This window comes from Streptomyces rishiriensis, from assembly GCF_003112535.1.
GTDB lineage: Bacteria > Actinomycetota > Actinomycetes > Streptomycetales > Streptomycetaceae > Streptomyces > Streptomyces rishiriensis.
In genome coordinates, this window is record NZ_BEWA01000002.1 from 214,018 (window position 1) to 230,409 (window position 16,392).

The 16,392-nt window shown below is 70.3% G+C and carries 13 protein-coding genes and 2 tRNA genes; 4 read left to right on the forward strand and 11 right to left on the reverse strand.

What is annotated here, in order from left to right; all coding sequences use genetic code 11:
- Positions 1-5: 5 nt before the first annotated feature.
- A complete protein-coding gene (gene folC / locus Sri02f_RS02650; protein WP_108999422.1) occupies positions 6-1,538 on the reverse strand; it encodes a bifunctional tetrahydrofolate synthase/dihydrofolate synthase in 1,533 nt (510 codons plus the stop codon).
- Positions 1,539-1,637: 99 nt separating this feature from the next.
- Entirely contained in the window at positions 1,638-4,289 is a 2,652-nt protein-coding gene (locus Sri02f_RS02655) for a valine--tRNA ligase (protein ID WP_108999423.1), read from the reverse strand.
- A 136-nt stretch (positions 4,290-4,425) separates the two neighbouring features.
- Between Sri02f_RS02655 and Sri02f_RS02660 the strand changes: the two genes are divergently transcribed.
- Complete coding sequence (locus Sri02f_RS02660; protein WP_108999424.1) at positions 4,426-5,433, forward strand: hypothetical protein; 1,008 nt, start codon at positions 4,426-4,428, stop codon at positions 5,431-5,433.
- An 83-nt stretch (positions 5,434-5,516) separates the two neighbouring features.
- On the opposite strand, the gene clpX is transcribed toward Sri02f_RS02660, so the two are convergent.
- The 5 genes from clpX to Sri02f_RS02685 form a co-directional block, all read right to left on the reverse strand.
- On the reverse strand, positions 5,517-6,806 hold the full coding sequence (clpX, locus tag Sri02f_RS02665) for an ATP-dependent Clp protease ATP-binding subunit ClpX (RefSeq protein WP_069772792.1): 1,290 nt from the start codon (positions 6,804-6,806) through the stop codon (positions 5,517-5,519).
- A gap of 181 nt (positions 6,807-6,987) precedes the next feature.
- The gene (locus tag Sri02f_RS02670) at positions 6,988-7,668 is read right to left on the reverse strand and encodes an ATP-dependent Clp protease proteolytic subunit (RefSeq protein ID WP_108999425.1); all 681 of its coding nucleotides are present in this window, start codon (positions 7,666-7,668) and stop codon (positions 6,988-6,990) included.
- 232 nt (positions 7,669-7,900) lie between these two features.
- Positions 7,901-8,506 carry an ATP-dependent Clp protease proteolytic subunit gene (locus Sri02f_RS02675; RefSeq protein WP_069772790.1) on the reverse strand — a complete coding sequence of 202 codons (606 nt, stop codon included), beginning with the start codon at positions 8,504-8,506 and terminating at the stop codon, positions 7,901-7,903.
- Positions 8,507-8,759: 253 nt separating this feature from the next.
- Positions 8,760-10,154, reverse strand: coding sequence for a trigger factor (gene tig, locus Sri02f_RS02680; RefSeq protein ID WP_108999426.1), 1,395 nt, complete (start codon positions 10,152-10,154; stop codon positions 8,760-8,762).
- Between the two features lie 204 nt (positions 10,155-10,358).
- Positions 10,359-10,435 (reverse strand) — tRNA-Pro (locus Sri02f_RS02685).
- A gap of 165 nt (positions 10,436-10,600) precedes the next feature.
- Between Sri02f_RS02685 and Sri02f_RS02690 the strand changes: the two genes are divergently transcribed.
- Positions 10,601-10,671: transfer RNA gene (locus Sri02f_RS02690), tRNA-Gly, on the forward strand.
- A gap of 133 nt (positions 10,672-10,804) precedes the next feature.
- Here the strand turns inward: Sri02f_RS02690 and Sri02f_RS02695 are convergent.
- Positions 10,805-11,170, reverse strand: coding sequence for a hypothetical protein (locus Sri02f_RS02695; RefSeq protein ID WP_108999427.1), 366 nt, complete (start codon positions 11,168-11,170; stop codon positions 10,805-10,807).
- 241 nt (positions 11,171-11,411) lie between these two features.
- Positions 11,412-11,606 (reverse strand): hypothetical protein, encoded by a 195-nt coding sequence (locus Sri02f_RS02700; protein WP_108999428.1) that lies wholly within the window; start codon positions 11,604-11,606, stop codon positions 11,412-11,414.
- Between the two features lie 389 nt (positions 11,607-11,995).
- Between Sri02f_RS02700 and Sri02f_RS02705 the strand changes: the two genes are divergently transcribed.
- A complete protein-coding gene (locus tag Sri02f_RS02705; protein WP_108999429.1) occupies positions 11,996-13,303 on the forward strand; it encodes an acyltransferase family protein in 1,308 nt (435 codons plus the stop codon).
- Here Sri02f_RS02705 and Sri02f_RS02710 read toward each other — a convergent pair.
- Positions 13,291-13,740 (reverse strand): HD domain-containing protein, encoded by a 450-nt coding sequence (locus tag Sri02f_RS02710; protein WP_108999430.1) that lies wholly within the window; start codon positions 13,738-13,740, stop codon positions 13,291-13,293. The two genes, Sri02f_RS02705 and Sri02f_RS02710, sit on opposite strands and share 13 nt — an antisense overlap.
- Before the next feature lie 43 nt (positions 13,741-13,783).
- Entirely contained in the window at positions 13,784-14,968 is a 1,185-nt protein-coding gene (locus Sri02f_RS02715) for a PP2C family protein-serine/threonine phosphatase (RefSeq protein WP_108999431.1), read from the reverse strand.
- A 163-nt stretch (positions 14,969-15,131) separates the two neighbouring features.
- Here Sri02f_RS02715 and Sri02f_RS02720 point away from each other — a divergent pair, with 163 nt between their 5' ends.
- The gene (locus Sri02f_RS02720; RefSeq protein WP_245970370.1) at positions 15,132-16,373 is read left to right on the forward strand and encodes a GNAT family N-acetyltransferase; all 1,242 of its coding nucleotides are present in this window, start codon (positions 15,132-15,134) and stop codon (positions 16,371-16,373) included.
- Positions 16,374-16,392 lie beyond the last annotated feature (19 nt).

Sequence of the window (16,392 nt, forward strand, 5' to 3'; positions counted from 1 at the left end):
GGGCCTCAGCCCTTCCCGAGGAGCAGTCGCGCCTCGCCGACGGTGATGACGGAACCGGTGACCAGGACGCCTCCGCCGGAGAACTCCCCCTCCTCCTCGGAGAGGGTGATCGCCGCCTCCAGGGCGTCGGGCAGCCGCGGCTCGACCTGGACGCGTTCGTCGCCGAACACCTCGACGGCGATCGCGGCGAGTTCGTCGGCGTCCATCGCGCGGTGGCTTGCGTTCTGCGTGATCACGACCTCGGCGAAGATCGGCTCGAAGGCCTCCAGGAGCCCGCGCACGTTCTTGTCGCCGCTGGCCCCGACCACGCCGATCAGCCGGGAGAAGTCGAACGCCTCGCGGACGGCCTCGGCGGTGGCCCGGGCGCCGGCCGGGTTGTGCGCGGCGTCCAGGACGACGGTCGGCGAACGGCGCACGACTTCGAGGCGGCCCGGCGAGGTGACGGCGGCGAAGGCCTTGCGGACGCTGTCGATGTCGAGCGGCTCGGGCCGCTGGGAGCCGACGCCGAAGAACGCCTCGACGGCGGCGAGCGCGACGGCCGCGTTGTGCGCCTGGTAGGGGCCGTGCAGGGGCAGGTACACCTCGGGGTACTCGCCGCCCAGCCCGCGCAGGGTGACCAGCTGGCCGCCGACGGCGACCTGGCGGGCGACGACCCCGAACTCCAGCCCCTCCCGGGCCACGGTCGCGTCGACCTCGACGGCCTTCTTCAGCAGCACCTGGGCCGCGTCGACCGGCTGCTGGGCCAGGATGACGGTGGCGTCCTGCTTGACGATCCCGCTCTTCTCGGCGGCGATCTCGGCGGTCGTCTCCCCGAGCCGGTCGGTGTGGTCCAGGTCGATGGGCGTGACCACGGCCACGTCACCGTCGATGACGTTGGTGGCGTCCCAGGAGCCGCCCATGCCCACTTCCACGACGGCGACGTCCACGGGCGCGTCGGCGAAGGCGGCGTACGCCATGCCGGTGAGCACCTCGAAGAAGGACAGCCGGTACTCCTGCATGCCGTCGACCATGTCGACGTACGGCTTGACGTCCCGGTACGTCTCGATGAACCGCTCGGCGGAGATCGGGGCGCCGTCGAGGCTGATCCGCTCGGTGATCGACTGCACGTGCGGGCTCGTGTACCGGCCGGTGCGCAGCTCGAAGGCGCCGAGCAGGGCCTCGATCATGCGGGCGGTGGAGGTCTTGCCGTTCGTCCCCGTGATGTGGATCGACGGGTAGGAGCGCTGCGGGTCCCCCAGCACGTCCATCAGCGCGGCGATGCGGCCGACGGAGGGCTCCAGCTTCGTCTCGCCCCAGCGGGTGGCCAGCTCCGCCTCCACCTCGCGCAGGGCCTTGTCGACCTCGGGGTCCTCGGGGCGCGCGGGCACGTCGGCCTGCGGTGCGCCGCCCTGGGTGCGCAGGGTGCGGCTGCCGGCCTCGATGACCGCGAGGTCGGGGTCGCGGTCGGTCTCCTCGGCGATGATCTCGTCGAAGGGATCGAGAGGGTCGAAGGGGGCGGGCAGGTCGTCGTGGTTGCCGTTCGGGGGGAGCTCGCTCACGGAGCCAGTCTACGGACGGCCGCTGACAGAGGTGGGCGAAGGCCCCCGGAACCGTTCCGGTTCCGGGGGCCTTCGTCGCCGTGGGGCCCTGCCGCCGCCTCAGGCCTGCGGCAGACGGTCCAGCTGGCTCTGGATGCGGGCGATGTCCTCGTCCGCCTTGGCGAGGCGGGTGCGGATCTTGTCGACCACGTTGTCCGGGGCCTTCGCGAGGAACGCCTCGTTGCCGAGCTTGGCGCCCGCCTGGGCCTTCTCCTTCTCGGCCGCCGCCAGATCCTTGGCCAGGCGCTTGCGCTCCGCGGCCACGTCGATCGTGCCGGACAGGTCCAGCGCGACCGTGGCGCCCGCGACCGGCAGGGTCGCCGTCGCCGAGAAGTCCTCGCCCTCCGGCTGCAGGCGCAGCAGCTGGCGGACGGCGGCCTCGTGCGCCGCGAACGGCGTGCCGTCGAGGGTCAGGCGGGCCGGGACGCGCTGACCGGGCTGCAGGCCCTGGTCGGCGCGGAAACGGCGGACCTCGGTGATGACCGACTGGAGGCTCTCGATCTCCTTCTCGGCGACCGCGTCCTGGAAGCCGCCCGGTGCGTCAGCACCAGGGACGGACACAGCCTTGGGCCACTCGGCGACGACGACGGACTCGCCGCCGGTCAGCGTGGTCCACAGCGTCTCCGTGACGAACGGGACGATCGGGTGCAGCAGCTTCAGGGTGACGTCGAGGACCTCGCCGAGGACCCGGCCGGAGACCTTCGCGGGCTCGCCGCCGGCCATGAACGTCGTCTTGGACAGCTCGACGTACCAGTCGAAGACCTCGTCCCAGGCGAAGTGGAACAGCGTGTCGGAGAGCTTCGCGAACTGGAAGTCCTCGTAGAGCGCGTCGACTTCGGCGACGACGGCGTTGAGGCGGGAGAGGATCCAGCGGTCGGTCGCCGACAGCTTCCCGGCGTCCGGCAGCGGACCGTCGACGGTGGCGCCGTTCATCAGCGCGAAGCGGGTGGCGTTCCAGATCTTGTTGGCGAAGTTGCGCGAGCCCTGGACCCAGTCCTCGCCGATCGGGACGTCGACACCGGGGTTGGCGCCGCGCGCAAGGGTGAAGCGGAGCGCGTCGGAGCCGTACTTGTCCATCCAGTCCAGCGGGTTGACCGCGTTGCCGAAGGACTTCGACATCTTCTTGCCGAACTGGTCGCGGACCATGCCGTGCAGGGCGATGGTGTGGAACGGCGGGGTGCCGTCCATCGCGTACAGGCCGAACATCATCATCCGGGCAACCCAGAAGAAGAGGATGTCGTAGCCGGTGACCAGGACGGAGTTCGGGTAGAACTTCGCGAGCGACTCGGTCTGTTCGGGCCAGCCGAGCGTGGAGAACGGCCACAGACCGGAGGAGAACCAGGTGTCGAGGACGTCGGTGTCCTGGTGCCAGCCCTCGCCGGTGGGGGCCTCGTCGTCGGGGCCGACACAGACGACCTCGCCGTTCGGGCCGTACCAGACGGGGATGCGGTGCCCCCACCACAACTGCCGCGAGATGCACCAGTCGTGCAGGTTGTCGACCCAGTCGAAGTAGCGCTTCTCCATCTCCTGCGGGTGGATCTTGACGCGGCCGTCGCGGACCGCGTCGCCGGCGGCCTTCGCCAGCGGGCCGACCTTGACCCACCACTGCATGGACAGGCGCGGCTCGATGGTCGTCTTGCAGCGCGAGCAGTGGCCGACGGAGTGGACGTACGGGCGCTTCTCGGCGACGATCCTGCCCTCGGCGCGCAGGGCGGCGACGATGGCGGAGCGGGCCTCCAGCCGGTCCAGGCCCTGGAAGGGACCGTGGGCGGTGATGACCGCGTGCTCGTCCATGATGGTGAGCGACGGAAGGTTGTGGCGCTGGCCGATCTCGAAGTCGTTCGGGTCGTGCGCCGGGGTCACCTTGACCGCGCCGGTGCCGAACTCGGGGTCGACATGGGTGTCGGCGACGACCGGGATGGAGCGGTTGGTCAGCGGGAGGCGGATCTCCTTGCCGACCAGGTGCTGGTAGCGCTCGTCGTCCGGGTGGACGGCGACGGCCGTGTCGCCGAGCATCGTCTCCGCGCGCGTGGTGGCGACGACGATGGTGTCGTCCCCCTCGCCGTACTTCATGGAGACGAGCTCGCCGTCGTCGTCCTGGTACTCGACCTCGATGTCCGAGATCGCCGTCAGACAACGCGGACACCAGTTGATGATCCGCTCGGCGCGGTAGATGAGCTCGTCGTCGTAGAGCCGCTTGAAGATGGTCTGGACGGCCTGCGACAGCCCTTCGTCCATGGTGAAGCGCTCACGCGACCAGGCGACGCCGTCGCCCAGACGACGCATCTGGCCGCTGATCTGGCCGCCGGACTCGCCCTTCCACTGCCAGACGCGCTCGACGAACGCCTCCCGGCCGAGGTCGTGACGGGACTTGCCCTCCTTGCCCAGTTCGCGCTCGACGACGTTTTGCGTGGCGATGCCGGCGTGGTCCATACCCGGCTGCCAGAGCGTCTCGAAGCCCTGCATGCGCTTGCGGCGAGTGAGAGCGTCGATGAGCGTGTGCTCGAAGGCGTGCCCCAGGTGCAGGCTGCCCGTGACGTTCGGCGGGGGGATGACGACGGTGTACGGAGGCTTGTCGCTCTTGGCGTCGGCCTCGAAGTAGCCCCGCTCCACCCAGCGCTCGTACAGCGGCCCCTCTACGTCGGCCGGCGCGTACTGGGTCGGCAGTTCGGTGGGGGGCGCTGATGGCTGCTGCTGAGCGTTCTCGGTCACGGGCCCAGTTTAGGGGTGTCACCGCGCGGTCCCGAAACGTGTTTCCTCTGTAACGGTGGGGCCCCCGCCACCGTGCAGGTGTGGGCTTTGAGCCAGGATGTGAAAAACGCATAAGCATCTGGAGGGGAACCGAGGAATGAGTCACAACCAGCCGGGCCCGTACGGCGGGCAGCCCCAGCAGCCCGGACCGTACGGCCAGCCCGGTCCGTACGGCCAGCCGCCGCAGGCGCCGCAGCCCGGCTACGGCTACCCCCAGCAGCCCCCCGCCCCGCAGCCCGGCTACGGCTACCCGGCGCAGCCCCCGCAGGGCGTGCCCCCGCAGACGCCGCCCTACGGCCAGCAGCCGCCGTACGGCCAGCAGCCGCCGTACGGCCAGCCCCCCTACGGCCAGCAGCCGCCCTACGGCCAGCCCCCCTACGGCGTCCCGCAGCCCCCGCCGGGCGGCCGCGGGAAGAAGACGGCCGGCATCGTCGTCGGCGCGGTCGCGGTCGTCGCCGCGCTGGGCGTCGGCGCCTACTTCGTGCTCGGCGCGAGCGGCGGCGCCGGCGGCCTCAAGGACGACGGCGCGCACAAGCTGACCACCCCGGGGACCGCCCTCACCGACTACAACCGAGCCTCGGCCGACGGCGCGAGCGCCGGCAAGGACTCGGCCGCCGACCTGGCGAAGACCGGCGTCCAGGACGGCAAGTCCGTGATCGGCGTCTACACGACGGCGGACCTGAGCGGGTACGACCCGGCCGACCCGAGCACCGCGCCCGACGCGTCCGAGCTGGCCACGTCCAAGACCATCACCTTCGCCGGCGCCTACGGCAAGATCGCCGACCCGCAGAAGACGCTGGACCTGTTCTTCGCCAACTTCAAGAAGTCGTCCGAACAGAGCTCCTCCGGTTCCGGCGGCGCCGAGAAGGGCGAGCTGGTCGGCGAACCCGAGACGGCCGACCTGGACGGCGCGGTCATGAAGTGCCAGGCGGCCAAGGGGAAGAACGCGGTCACCAAGCAGGAGAAGACCGACTGGTTCTGCGCCTGGGCGGACTACAGCACCATCGCCATGGTGTCGCCGGGCGACGCCACGAAGGGCGTCACCAAGGACGTGGCGATCGACATCACCACCAAGCTGCGCGAGCAGATCCGCGTCGGGGTGTGACGCGTCGGCCCACACACACGAGCCACACACACGAGGAAGGGCCCCGGTCGGGTGACCGGGGCCCTTCCTCGTACGGATGCCGCCTAGGCGGTCTTCGCCTCGCCCGGGCCGCGGCCGCCGCGGGCGTCGCGGGGGATCAGGGTCGGGTTGACGTTGGAGAGCACCACGTCCGCCGTGATGACGACGCGCGCCACGTCCTTGCGGGACGGGACCTCGTACATCACCGCCTGGAGGACCTCCTCCATGATGGCGCGCAGGCCGCGGGCGCCGGTCTGGCGGAGGATGGCCTGGTCGGCGATGGCCTCCAGGGCCTCGCGCTCGAAGTCCAGCTCCACGCCGTCGAGTTCGAAGAGCCGCTGGTACTGCTTGACCAGCGCGTTGCGCGGCTCGATCAGGATCTGCAGGAGCGCCTCGCGGTCCAGGTTGTGGACCGAGGTGATGACCGGCAGACGGCCGATGAACTCCGGGATCATGCCGAACTTGACCAGGTCCTCGGGCATGACGGCCTCGAACTGGTCCTTGGACTCCAGCTCGCGCTTGGAGCGGATCGTCGCGCCGAAACCGATGCCCTTGGCGCCGGCCCGGGTCTCGATGATCTTCTCCAGGCCCGAGAAGGCGCCGCCCACGATGAACAGCACGTTCGTGGTGTCGATCTGGATGAACTCCTGGTGCGGGTGCTTGCGGCCGCCCTGCGGCGGGACCGAGGCGGTGGTGCCTTCCAGGATCTTCAGCAGCGCCTGCTGGACGCCCTCGCCCGACACGTCGCGCGTGATGGAAGGGTTCTCGCTCTTCCTCGCGACCTTGTCGATCTCGTCGATGTAGATGATCCCGGTCTCGGCCTTCTTGACGTCGTAGTCGGCGGCCTGGATCAGCTTCAGCAGGATGTTCTCGACGTCCTCGCCGACGTAACCGGCCTCGGTGAGCGCCGTGGCGTCGGCGATCGCGAACGGGACGTTCAGCATGCGCGCCAGGGTCTGCGCGAGAAGCGTCTTGCCCGAGCCCGTGGGGCCGAGCAGGAGGATGTTGGACTTCGCCAACTCGATGGCGTCCTCGCGGCTTTGGGCGCCGCCGTTCTCACCGGCCTGGACGCGCTTGTAGTGGTTGTACACCGCGACCGACAGGGCCTTCTTGGCGGGCTCCTGGCCCACCACGTAGCCCTCGAGGAACTCGTAGATCTCGCGCGGCTTGGGGAGTTCCTCCCAGCGGACCTCGCTCGTCTCCGCGAGCTCTTCCTCGATGATCTCGTTGCAGAGGTCGATGCACTCGTCGCAGATGTAGACACCGGGCCCTGCGATGAGCTTCTTGACCTGCTTCTGGCTCTTGCCGCAGAACGAGCACTTGAGCAGATCGCCGCCGTCACCGATGCGTGCCACGGTGTGCTTCCCCTTCGCCTGGGAGACGACTGGACGCTTACGAATCCAGCGGCTCCTGGTGCTGCCTTATTCCGACGGTACCTTGCCTGGCCCCCCGTTCGGGCCCCCCTTGGCACGGTTCACTGCGACGTGGACCGTGTCACACCGTGCCGAGGGGGCCCGAACGGGACGACTCCGAACGTCAACGCAGAGACTCGTTGTTCATCTTCCGGGTGGAGATGATCTGGTCGATCAGGCCGTACGACAGCGCGTCCTCGGCCGTGAGGATCTTGTCGCGCTCGATGTCCTCGCGGATCTTCTCGATCGGCGTGGTCGAGTGCTTGGCCAGCATGTCCTCCAGCTGCGCGCGCATCCGGAGGATCTCGTTGGCGGCGATCTCCAGGTCGGAGACCTGACCGCGGCCGGTCTCACTGTACGGCTGGTGGATCAGCACGCGCGCGTTCGGCAGCGCCATCCGCTTGCCCGGGGTGCCGGCGGCCAGCAGGATCGCGGCGGCGGAGGCCGCCTGGCCCATGCAGACCGTCTGGATGTCGGGCTTCACGAACTGCATGGTGTCGTAGATCGCGGTCAGCGCCGTGAAGGAGCCGCCGGGGCTGTTGATGTAGACCGAGATGTCCCGGTCGGGGTCCATCGACTCCAGGCACAGCAGCTGCGCCATGACGTCGTTGGCGGAGGCGTCGTCGATCTGCACGCCGAGGAAGATCACGCGCTCCTCGAAGAGCTTCGCGTACGGGTCGTACTCGCGGACGCCCTGGGAGGTGCGCTCGACGAAGCGCGGGATGACGTAGCGGGACTCTGCGCGGGGTCCGGTGTATTCGGCCTCGGTGCGGGCGTAGATGCCGCTGCCGGGGAAGTCGTTCACGGTGTCTCCTGAAAGGGGGCTGGGGCGGTGGCTGGAGGGGCTGGAGAGGGGCTCTGACGGCTTCCGAGGCCTCGTGGCGCCCGCTGGGAGGCTCCGGGCGGCCCGGGAGTCCCGAGGGGCTTCCTGGGCCTCCGGGAGGCCTCAGCGGACTCCTGGGGCCTCGGAAGGGATCAGGGGCTCAGGGAGCTCCGGGGAGCGCCCTGGGCGGCCCTGCCGCCGTCAGGGGTGACCCTCAGGCCGCCCCGGTGCCGCCGCCGCCCGGCATGCCGGCGGCCGTCGGGATGACGTCGTCGATGAGGCCGTACTCCTTGGCCTCGAACGCGTCGAACCAGCGGTCGCGGTCCGAGTCGCGGGTGATCTGCTCGACCGACTGGCCGGTGTGCTGCGAGGTCAGCTCCGCCATGCGCTTCTTGGTGTGCAGCAGCCGCTCGGCGTGGATCTTGATGTCCGAGGCCGACCCGGCCAGGCCCGCGGAGGGCTGGTGGATCAGGATCTCGGCGTTCGGCAGCGCGAAGCGCTTGCCGGGGGTGCCCGCGCTGAGCAGGAACTGGCCCATGGAGGCGGCCAGGCCCATGGCGATGGTCACCACGTCGTTCTTGATGAACTGCATGGTGTCGTAGATCGCCATGCCGGCCGTGATGGAGCCGCCGGGGCTGTTGATGTAGAGGTAGATGTCCTTGTCCGGGTCGGCGGCAAGGAGCAGCAACTGTGCGGTGATCTTGTTGGCGATGTCGTCGTCGACCGCCTGGCCGAGGAAGATGATCCGCTCGCCGAGCAGCCGGTTGTAGACCTGGTCGCCGAGGCCACCGATGGAAGGCTCGCCGGCGGCGGAGGGCATCAGATTCGTCACGTATCCACCTGCTCGTCTTAACGACGGCGCCGGGCCGTCTCACGTGTACTGCCGGGGGCAACGGAGACTCCCCTGCCCTCGTACTCATGGACCCTAACGCGCGGGTCCCGCCGGGGAATCCCGGAGAGGAGAGTGTTCGCCGGGGGCGTAGTCGCCCGGGGGCGCGGACGACGGAGGGGCCCCGGAGCGATCGCCGCTCCGGGGCCCCTCGTGCTCTGCGTCAGAGGCGACGCGAGGCCCTTCAGCTCTCGGTCTTCTCCTCGGAGGACTCCGTCTCGGAGGTCTCCGTCTCGGCTGCGGCCTCCGCGGACTCCTCCTCCTCGTCGTCGTCCAGGTCGATGACCTCGCCGTTGGTGTCCTTCACCGTGGCGGACTCGACGACCGTGGCCAGCGCCTTGCCGCGGGCGACCTCGCCGACCAGCAGCGGGACCTGACCACCCTCGACGACCGCCTGGGCGAACTGGTCGGGGGACATGCCGGAGGAGGCGGCACGGCGCATGAGGTGCTCGGTGAGCTCCTCCTGGTTGACGTTCAGCTTCTCGCGCTTGACGAGCTCGTCGAGCACGAACTGGGTCTTGATGCCCTTGACCGCGGCCTCACGGGTCTCGGTCTCGAACTCCTCGGCGGTCTTGCCCTGGATCTCCAGGTACTTGTCGAGGTCGAGGCCCATCTGGCCGAGCTGGTGGTGCTCCAGGTTGTGCTTGCGGGTGTTGACCTCGTCCTCGAGGAGCTTCTCGGGGACGGGCACCTCGACGAGCTCCAGCAGCTTCTCCAGGACGCGCTCCTGGGCCTGCGTGGCCTGGTCGTACTGCTTCATGTTCTCGAGGCGCTTGCGGCTGTCGGCCTTCAGCTCGTCGAGGGTGTCGAACTCGGAGGCGAGCTGCGCGAACTCGTCGTCCAGCTCGGGGAGCTCGCGGGCGGCGACCTGGGTGACCTTGACGGTGACCTCGGCCTCCTTGCCGGCCGCGGAGCCGCCCTTCAGCTCGGAGGTGAAGGTGGTCTCGCCACCGGCCTCCAGGCCCTTGACGGCCTCGTCGATGCCGTCCAGCAGCTCACCGGAGCCGATGGTGTAGGAGACGCCGCTCGCGACGCCGTCCTCCAGGACCTCGCCGTCGACCTTGGCCTCCAGGTCCACCGTCACGACGTCGCCGTCCTCGGCGGCGCGCTCGACCGGGGAGGTCGAGGCGAAGCGCTCGCGGAGCTGCTCGACCGACTTGTCGACGTCCTCCTCGGTGACCTCGACGGCGTCGACCTCGACCTCGATGGAGGAGAAGTCCTCGGGGAGCTCCAGGGCGGGACGCACGTCGACCTCGGCGGTGAAGTTCAGCGTCTCGCCGTCCTTCAGCTCCGTGATGTCGACCTCGGGCTGGCCGAGGACGTCGATCTCCGCCTCGTTGACCGCCTCCGTGTAGAACTTCGGCAGCGCGTCGTTGACGGCCTCCTCCAGCACGGCGCCACGGCCGAAGCGCTGGTCGATGACCCGGGCGGGGATCTTGCCCTTGCGGAAGCCCTTCACCGTGACCTGCTGGTTGATCTTCTTGTACGCCGCGTCGAGGCTGTCCTTGAGCTCCTCGAAGGGCACCTCGATGCTGAGCCGAACCCGAGTCGGGTTCAGGGTCTCCACGGCGCTCTTCACGGTTCGGTCTCCTTGGGGGCTGACTTCTTGGTTTCTGCCGGAGCCAGACCGGCTCCGGCGGATTCGCCGCCCGGAGGACTTCGGAGAACGAGGACACACGGGCGTGCAGCTTGCATAGTAACGGCAGCGACGACACGCCCCAAAGGCGATCAAGCGAGGTGACCGCACAGGTGGCCCGTCACGGTCGGCGACGACCGCGGTCGATGGTCGGGGTGGCGGGATTTGAACCCACGGCCTTCCGCTCCCAAAGCGGACGCGCTACCAAGCTGCGCCACACCCCGTCTGGTGCGACACGTAGGGTACATGCCCGCAGGCCTCGCGACCGCCGCATTCACCGAGCCTTCGGGCGGCCGGCCACGGGGCGGGGAAGGGCGGTGTGCGCCGCAGGCCGCCGACCCGCTACGATGCCTGCAGTGCCGCGGTCACCGACCTGCGGCGCGTCGCGTGCGGGCGTAGCTCAATGGTAGAGCACTAGTCTTCCAAACTAGCTACGCGGGTTCGATTCCCGTCGCCCGCTCTGTACGGCGAAGGCCCGGGTGAGAGGTCGTTTCCTCTCCCCGGGCCTTCGGCTTTCCCGGGGCGTTCACTCCCCCCGTACCGCCGTCGCCGGTCCTGTGGCGCTCCTGCCGCCGCGCGCCTTCCGCTGCCGCTCAGGCGCGGTCCGTCAGCTCCTCCGCGAACACCTGCGACAGGGGCTGCGGTCCCACGTACTGCTGGCAGTTGCACTGCCCGGCCTCGAAACGCAGCGGCTTCTTGTTCTCGTCCCAGGCCGTCGGCAGCTCGACGCGTTCATGGCACCGGCCCTGTTTGTCGTGCTTGGCGAGATGGTGCGTGCAACCGCACACGGGTTCCGGCGGCTTGTGCGCCGCTTCGACGGCCAGGCGCTCCTGCTTCGCCGCCTCCAGCAACTGCAGCTTGCGTTCATGCCGATTGCGCAGCGCGGTGCGGACGTTGTCGGCCACCCACGCGAAACCACCCGTCCAGAAGACGATGAGAACCCACCAGAACCAGTCCACCGACCGCCCCTTCCCCGTATCCTGCCGCAGGCCGGCCCAGAGCCGGACCAACCGTCCCAGGTCTCCGAATCATCGGCGGCGCGGACGCCGGCGGCACTCGGCACAGGCCCGCCTCGCCCCGCACAGCCGCTCCTCGCCCCGCACAGCCCGGGCCGCGCCGCGCCGCGCCGGGTCACGTGCGCGCTTCCCCCCGCTCACCCCTCACCGACGTCCGGGCCCGGCCCGGCGCGACGAGGCCGCCTCAGAAGCTGATCGAGTTGATCGTGTCGGCGAGGGAGTTGAGGAAACGGTTGATCGACGGGGCCATGCCGGTCGAGGCGAGGAAGAAGCCGAACAGGATGGCGACGATGGCCGGGCCCGCCTTGATCGATCCCCCTCGAATCAACACGACCAGGATGATCGCCAAAAGCAGCACCACTGACAGTGAAATGGCCACAACTGATCACACGCCCTCGGTCGGTCCGCACTCCCGAGACCATCGTGCCACCAACCCGGCCTCCCTATGCGGCCCGTGACGCATCATCGCGCGGCGGCCCGCGGCCCCGGGTGCACCGCACGGCAATTCGAGGCCCCGTCCGCACGGGAATCGGGGCGGTTGGTTTCCCCATCCACACATCGTGCGCGCAGGTAATTCGAATAATGATCGTTGTCGCATCAACTACGGCTCCACAAGCGGCGTTATGCGACTTTTCATCGGGATGAATCGTGACATCACGGTCGGTCAGAGGTTACCGTCGCCGATCGATTGCGCTTCCGTGAGGTGAATAACAAGGAATGACCTGGGGTGTTTTACGAATACGCGGGCACGAGGCTAGGGTGCATCGAATGTTCCACGCCGCCTCGTCTCTCGTTCCGAGCTCTCGCTCGCCCCAGAACCAGAACGATCAGCACAACGGTCGACAGGACGATCGCCACGACCGGTCCCCCGGCCGGTCCGGCGCCGACCGCCCCGGGGACAGATCCGCGGAGCGGCCGGCCCCACGGCACGGCGCGCAGCGCGACGCGTTCTTCGACAACGCCAAGTACCTGGCGATCGTGCTGGTGGCGCTGGGCCACGCCTGGGAGCCCCTCAAGGGCGACAGCCGGGTGCTGCAGGCGGCGTACATGTTCGTGTACACGTTCCACATGCCGGCGTTCATCGTCATCTCCGGGTACTTCTCGCGCAGCTTCGACGGGAGCCCCGGCCGGCTGAAGCGGCTGATCACGGGCGTCGCGGTGCCGTACGTCGTCTTCGAGACCGCCTACCCGGTCTTCCGCCGCTACGTCGATCACCTCCCCACCCAGGACATCAGCCTTCTCGACCCCTGGTACCTGACCTGGTTCCTGTGCGCGCTGTTCATCTGGCGGCTCACCACCCCCGTCTGGAAGCTCGTCCGCCATCCGCTGCCGCTCGCGCTGGGCGTCGCCATGCTGGCGTCCGTCACCCCGGCCATCGGCGACGACCTCGACCTGCAGCGGGTGCTGCAGTTCCTGCCGTTCTTCGTGCTGGGCCTGTGCCTGGAGCCCCGCCACTTCCGGCTGGTGCGCCGGCGCTCGGTGCGGATCGCGGCCGTGCCGGTGTTCGCCCTGGCGCTGGCCTTCTCCTGGTGGGCGGTGCCCCGGATGAACGGCGGCTGGCTCTACCACCGCGACTCCGCGCAGGAGTTGGGCGCTCCCTGGTGGGCCGGGCCTGTCATGCAGCTCGCGCTGTTCGGCTGCTCGCTGCTGCTGACGGTCTGCTTCTTCTCCTGGGTGCCGGGCCGCAGGACGTGGTTCACCGCGCTGGGCGCGGGCACGCTGTACGGCTATCTGCTGCACGGCTTCCTGATCAAGGGCGCTGATTACCGCGGCTTGTTCGACCAGCACGCGCTGCACCGGCCGCTCGGCGTGATGGCCGTCAGCCTCGCTGTGGCCGTGGCCGTCACCCTGCTGTGCACCCCGCCCGTACGGCGGGTCTTCCGGTTCGTGATCGAGCCGAAGATGGCGTGGGCCTTCAAGCCGGACGCCGCCGAACTCGCCCGTGAACGCGCCCGGCAGCAGCCGGGCCGGGAACCACAGGAGCAGGGGCAGGAGCAGGGGCACGGGCCGGGGCACGGGGCGAACCAGGGAGCGGAGTCGGAGCGGCGCGAGCGGGTCGGGGTTCAGGAACGCTGATCCGTGAGGCCGAGCAGTGCGCGCATCCGTGCGTACTTCTCCGTCAGCCGGGTGCGGGTGGGACCGTCCAGGACCGCCAGGCGCGCCGGGTCGGCGTTGTGGGCCAGGTCCGCCTCCTTCACCAGCAGCGCGCCCGGCGTGGCCAGGATGCGCCCCGCGTACGCCTCCGGCGTCTCCCCGGCCCGCTTGGTGACCGCCAGGACGACCGCCTTCGTGCGGTCGCTCAGTTCGGCTGCCGCCAGCCAGGCCTCGGACAGGGCGTCGTCCTCGACGGCGTCGTGCAGCCAGGCGGCCGCGATCAGGTCGGCGTCCCCGCCCCGCGCGCGGACGCCCTCCGCGACCGCCCGGAGGTGCTCGGCATAGGGCCGGCCCGCCTTGTCGGTCTGTCCCGCGTGCGCGGTACGGGCCAGGGTCTCGATCTCGGGCAGCGTGAGCATGACGGGGTCCCCTCGGTCAGGGCTCGGGCCGGATCGGCCGGGCTCAGGACAGCGCCGCCGACATGGACGTCGGGCCCTCGCGGCAGATCAGCAGCAGGGCCCGGTCGTCGTTGACGTCCTTCGCCACGGCCTCGATGAGGTGCCAGGCGGCGCCCTGGAAGCCGCCGGCCACGTAGCGGTCGGCCTCGCCGGTGAGACGGTCGATGCCCTCGACGATGTCCCGGTCGGACGTCTCCACCAGGCCGTCGGTGAAGAGCATCAGCACGTCGCCGGGGCGCAGCGAGCCCTTCACCGGGTCGAACTGGGCGCCGTCGTACACCCCGAGCAGGGGGCCTTCGGCGGCCTTCTCCTCCCAGCGGCCGCTGCCCGCGCTGAGCTGGAGGCCCGGCGGGTGCCCGGCCGAGTAGAGCTCGTAGTCGCCGGAGTCGAGGTCGAGGACGAGGTGGATGGAGGTGGCGAAGCCCTCGTCCCAGTCCTGCCGGAGCAGGTAGCCGTTGGCGGCCGGGAGGAAGGCGTGCGGGGGCAGCGAGCCGAGCAGACCGCCGAAGGCGCCCGACAGCAGGAGCGCTCGCGAGCCGGCGTCCATGCCCTTGCCGGAGACGTCGGTGAGGACGACCTCCATGGTGCGGCCGCCGTTCGTGCGGGCCGCGACGACGAAGTCACCGGAGAACGACTGGCCTCCCGCCGGCCTCAGCGCCATCTCGCGGTGCCAGCCGTGCGGCAGGCTCGGCAGCTTGCTCTGCACGCGGATGCGTTCGCGCAGGTCGAAGAGCATGGTGCCGCCGCGCCGCCAGGGCACGCCGACCCGGCTGCGGAACTGGGCGATGAGGAGGCCGAAGAAACCGCATGCGGCCACCACGAGCACCACGCCGGGTGTGACCCGGGACGGGCCCTCGGTGTAGGGGCCCAGTCGCACCGACTCCACGATGAGCGCGGTGGCCGCCGCCGCGTACAGGCCGAGCAGGCTCGACGGGCGCAGCAGCAGTCCGCCGGCGACGATCGGCAGGACGAGGGCGGCCGGGGAGCACCACACCGAGTTGGCGAGCGTCGTGAGAGCGATCAGCGGCACGGTGAGCAGCAGGAAGGCCAGCGCGATCCAGTCCGAGCCGTCGCCGCGGAAGTAGTCCACGGCGCTTCTGCGCACGCCGGTGCGGACCCGGTGCCACAAGTGCTTCATCCGGGCCGTCAACGTCTCGGCTTCCGCGCGCCGCTGTCGTCCTGCTGCCATTAGTTCGGGACCCTATCCATCGAACCCGTCGCTTGGCACGGGAGGTCCCACTTGTCCCCCCTCCGAGGCTCAACTTCACAGTGAACTTCACGGAAAGCGCTCGCGCCGCCAGGTGGGCGAAATTCCCTGGCTCGTCCCGCATCGGGCTGCTAGGCATGAGCCCATGACGAGCGAGGCGGCAGGGCGGATGCGGGGCCTGCGACGGGATGAATGGGACGAGTGGTACGACGCTCTCGTTCGGGCCTTCGGCGGCGTCGGAGAACCGGCCGAGGAACGGGAGCTTTTCAGGGAGCTCACCCCGTATGAACGATCCCTGGGCGTGTGGGACGGCGACGCGTGCGTGGGGACGGCCGGGGCGTACGACTTCCGGCTGACCGTGCCGGGCGGGGCCGCGGTGCCGACGGCGGGCGTGACGATGGTCTCGGTGAGCGCGACGCACCGGCGGCGCGGGGTGCTGACGTCGATGATGCGGCGGCTGCTGGACGACGTGCGGGCGTGGGGCGAGCCGCTGGCGGCGCTCACCGCGTCCGAGCCGGCGATCTACGGCCGGTTCGGGTACGCCACGGCGACCTTCGCACTGAACGCCGAGATCGACACCGGCCGGGTGCGGCTGTCCGTCCCGGCCGGCACGGACGACGTACGGGTGCGGTACGCCGACCCCGGCGCCGCGCTCACGGCATGCGAGGGCGTGTACGCGCGGACCGTGCCCGGCCGGCCCGGGATGCTGGCGCGGCGGCCCGGCTGGGAGCGGCTGGGGCTGCTCGACCCGGAGAGCGAGCGGGGCGGGGCGTCGCCGCTCCAGTGCGTGCTCGCCGAGCGCGACGGCGAGGTCACCGGGTACGCGCGCTTCCGGGTGCTGCCGCGGTGGACGGACAGCGGGCACGACGGGCAGGTGCAGCTGCAGGATCTGGCCGGGGTGGACGCCCTGTCCCGGGCGGCGCTGTGGCGGTTCCTGTTCGGGATCGACCTCACCGCCTCGCTGAAACTGCGGGGGCGGCCGGTGGACGAGGCGTGGCAGCATCTCGTCTCCGACATCCGGCGGTGCGAACTGCGGGTGCAGGACTCGCTGTACGTCCGGCTGGTGGACGTCGGCGCGGCGCTGGAGGCGCGCACCTATCAGACGCCGGTGGACGTGGTGCTGGAGGTGGAGGACGCCTTCTGCCCCTGGAACGCGGGGCGTTGGCGGCTGAGCGGGGACGCCAAGGGCGCGGTCTGCGCGCCGACCGCGGACTCGCCCGATCTCGCGCTTTCGGTGCGGGAGTTGGGGGCGGCGTACCTCGGCGGGGTGAGCCTGGCCTCGCTGGCGGGGGCCGGCCGGGTGCGCGAGCTGCGGCAGGGCGCGCTGGCGGAAGCGGCGGTGGCGTTCGGGTCGGTGTCCGCGCCCTGGCTGCCCCACGGGTTCTAGCGGCGCTTCCCGGGGCCCG

Bases quoted from the DNA above. Each gene is read 5' to 3' on its own strand.
- Sri02f_RS02675 (WP_069772790.1), bottom strand. From the start codon at position 8,506: ATGCCCTCCGCCGCCGGCGAGCCTTCCATCGGTGGCCTCGGCGACCAG.
- Sri02f_RS02660 (WP_108999424.1), top strand. From the start codon at position 4,426: ATGAGTCACAACCAGCCGGGCCCGTACGGCGGGCAGCCCCAGCAGCCC.
- Sri02f_RS02705 (WP_108999429.1), top strand. From the start codon at position 11,996: ATGTTCCACGCCGCCTCGTCTCTCGTTCCGAGCTCTCGCTCGCCCCAG.
- Sri02f_RS02715 (WP_108999431.1), bottom strand. From the start codon at position 14,968: ATGGCAGCAGGACGACAGCGGCGCGCGGAAGCCGAGACGTTGACGGCC.
- Sri02f_RS02720 (WP_245970370.1), top strand. From the start codon at position 15,132: ATGACGAGCGAGGCGGCAGGGCGGATGCGGGGCCTGCGACGGGATGAA.
- Sri02f_RS02710 (WP_108999430.1), bottom strand. From the start codon at position 13,740: ATGCTCACGCTGCCCGAGATCGAGACCCTGGCCCGTACCGCGCACGCG.